Below are 427 nucleotides of genomic sequence, written 5' to 3'. Positions count from 1 at the left end.
CTCTTCATTTGCCAACATACTGATTCTTGATTATGTGGATGTCGTTATCTAGTTTTCAAGGAACATCTAAGCGAATAATAAACGTCGAATCTCTGCGTCAGTTTCACTCACATCCTCACGTATCTTAATACGCTCCGGTGTTCGTTCACTTCCTTGATCTTCTTGTTTCTAATTCGCTTTACATATTTCATCAATTATTTGGTGGAGCCTAGCGGGATCGAACCGCTGACCTCCTGCGTGCAAGGCAGGCGCTCTCCCAGCTGAGCTAAGGCCCCATGACAGAGTACAGCCGGACGTCAGATACTGGGTATTCCTTCGAAGCCTTTTCCGACTTCTGGCTTCAGTCATCTGACTTCTGGGATGGTGGGCCTGAGTGGACTCGAACCACCGACCTCACGCTTATCAGGCGTGCGCTCTAACCGGCTGA

Annotated in this window: 1 tRNA gene; it reads right to left on the bottom strand. The window is 48.7% G+C overall.

The window, feature by feature from the left end:
* Positions 1 to 199: 199 nt before the first annotated feature.
* Positions 200 to 275, bottom strand: a tRNA-Ala gene (locus tag DCC39_RS18965).
* Between the last annotated feature and the right edge of the window lie 152 nt (positions 276 to 427).

This window comes from Pueribacillus theae, assembly GCF_003097615.1.
Taxonomy (GTDB): Bacteria; Bacillota; Bacilli; order Bacillales; family UBA6769; genus Pueribacillus; species Pueribacillus theae.
The sequence above is the reverse complement of the archived record's forward strand: the minus strand, read 5'-3'. Positions and strand labels throughout refer to the sequence as shown.